We start from the raw sequence: 2,612 nt of genomic DNA, 5'->3' as shown, positions 1-2,612 counted from the left end.
ATAGAGGGGGAATCGGTTTTTTCGAGCGAAATAGATGCTATAAACTATTTAAAGAAATTGTTTCCATCTGCTAAAGCAAAATTAGAAAGCATAAAAGCTGAAGATGGAAAAGTCAAGGTTGTCCCTAAAATCGAAAAAGAGAAAGCCGAGGTAACCCCAAGAGAACCAATAAAACCAACTGGAACAAAAAAGACTATTTATCTGCCAGACGATACGCCGATAGAAATCAGTTATGATGCAATCGATTCAGAAAGCCTTGTTGTATCGCATGATACCTATCTGAAAATTAATCCTGCATTCCCGAAGGAACTTCAACCAAGAGATCGTGGCCGTAAAGCGATGGTGCTTCAAGTGTCGGAAATAGCACAAAAGCTTAATCCTGAAAGACTTGGAGATTCAACTGGAGTTGGCTCTGGCGCCCCTGTTATTGGCAAAGATGGCGTTGTTGAATCGGGTAACGGCAGAGTTATCGCAATTCGCAAGGCTTATGAAAAAGACATAGGAAAGACATATAAACAATGGCTGATTGATAATGCTGAAATCTTTGGATTAAACCCTGACCAAATCAAAACAATAGATAAACCAATTCTTGTTCGTGTTCGTGAGACAGAAGTTGACAGAGCAGATTTTGTCAAAAAGGCTAACCAAGATGAAGTCGCAAGAATGAGTCCTGTTGAAACCGCTAAGTCTGACGCAGATAGATTAACAGAAGACGATATCGCATTATTCACTCCTTCTGAAGAAGGTGATATAACGGCTGCATCAAATCGGGCTTTTATCAATAAATTTATAAAAAACCTTGGGACTGCGGAATCGACTGGTTTTCTTACTAAAGAAGGCAGATACACTAAACAGCTCATAGACAGAATTACAGCAGCTATTTTTTACAAGGCATATCAAAACGACTATCTTATAACAATGATGGCCGAAGAAGCTGATACGAACATCAAAAACATTCTTAATGCCTTGACAGTCGCTGCCCCTGAATATGTTAAAACCAGAGCATTGGGCAAGTCTTTTGGGGACACAGCGATTATAGATCATATAGCCGGAGCTGCACAAATAATTAGCGGCGCAAGGAATCTTAAACAAGGCGTTGAGCAGTTTTTTCAACAAATGTCAATGTTTGAACAAGTGCCCGAATATACGAAGGAAATAACATTATTTATAGACAAGAATAAACTAAGTGCAAAGAGGCAGGGAAAATTCTTTAAGGGGATAGCTAAACGAATAAATAATATTTTAGCGGAAAATAACAGTATTGCCTTGCCAGGAATGAAACATCGTAATGTAAATATAGGTGAAATTATAGATGATGTCATTCAGCAAGTGGAGGTAAAATATGAAGACAAGCAACGAGGATTTTTTGCGCCAGGTATCGAAGGCGGTGTTGAAGGAAGTAAACGAATTGGATATAGACGAGCCGAAGCTGGTTTGGCCGGAACCGGAAGAGGTGAGGTATCAGAAGCTAAAGGAGGGGTTAATTATACCAAAAAAGATATTCAAACAGAGTTCCCCGAAATCATATCCGATAGAGCAGGAAGTTATAAGTCCGGCGTAACAACTATTGTCGCAGCCCAAGATGCTGCTGCGTTTGCGCATTTAAACTTATCAAAATATGCTCAAGAACATTTGGCCATATTAATTCTTGATGAAAACTATAAAATTATATCTGTGCATCGCTATAGTATTGGAACAGCTATATCATCATATGCAACCCCTTCGATAATTGCCGGACACGCATTAAACACATCAGAAGCTTCAAGTATAATAATTGTACATAACCATCCATCTGGTACTTCTGAATTATCAGATGCAGACGTTCAAATATTTCGTGCTATAGAAAACACATTAAAAGGAACAAAAATAAAAATTAACGATCTGATTGCCATTGGTATAGATAAATATAGTTCTTACGCTAATGGGGGTGATGAGCAAATACTCCCTGAAGTTAAAGCACGATATGAAGTTCCGCTGGTTGAAAGAGTTTTTAAGACAAAAGGCAAAAATCTATATCGGATTGCTTTTCCCCAAGAAGTTCACGGTTTTGGAAAAGATAATCTGCCCGAAGGTGGTTTGATTCTTCTTAATGGTGTAAATGATGTTGTCGGCACATTACCGATAAAAGACTATTCCCTGTTGCGTGAAGGTGCATCAGAAGCCATCCTTAAACAAATAGATGCCACAAACGCTATTGCCATAATAGCTTATAACCCTGGCGTAAATATTTCAACATTAGCGAAAACAAATCTTAAAAAATTTGCTAATGCAACACAATTATCATTATTAGATATTGTAGATAAGAAGGGTTCTTTTTTAGAGTATGGCTTAATGCCTGTTTCTCAAGATACGGCATTTTACGCTACCAAACAATCAATTCCCGAATCCGACATAACTATATCTCAAGCAAGAGACCTGTTTAAACCACGGCACTCTGGCCTGACTCAAGATGGAAATGTTTGGGTAAAACTTAGAGGCGGATACGGCTTTCAGGTCAAAAGCGTACAATCTATTACAGAAGATAAAATAGCTTTTGAGATTGGCCGTGGTCGTATGAAAACAGATGGCGAATTAATTGCCGGTAAGTTTGAAAACGATACAATAGAGATAGT

At 38.3% G+C, this 2,612-nt stretch carries 1 protein-coding gene; it reads left to right on the top strand.

Annotated features, from left to right (window positions below; all coding sequences use genetic code 11):
* Window positions 1-2,612: JAB domain-containing protein (locus Q7J67_06935; GenBank protein MDO9465013.1), on the top strand; the 2,612-nt coding region annotated here is incomplete at both ends.

It is taken from the genome of bacterium (assembly GCA_030652805.1).
Taxonomy (GTDB): domain Bacteria; phylum JAHJDO01; class JAHJDO01; order JAHJDO01; family JAHJDO01; genus JAHJDO01.
The sequence above is the reverse complement of the archived record's forward strand: the minus strand, read 5'-3'. Positions and strand labels throughout refer to the sequence as shown.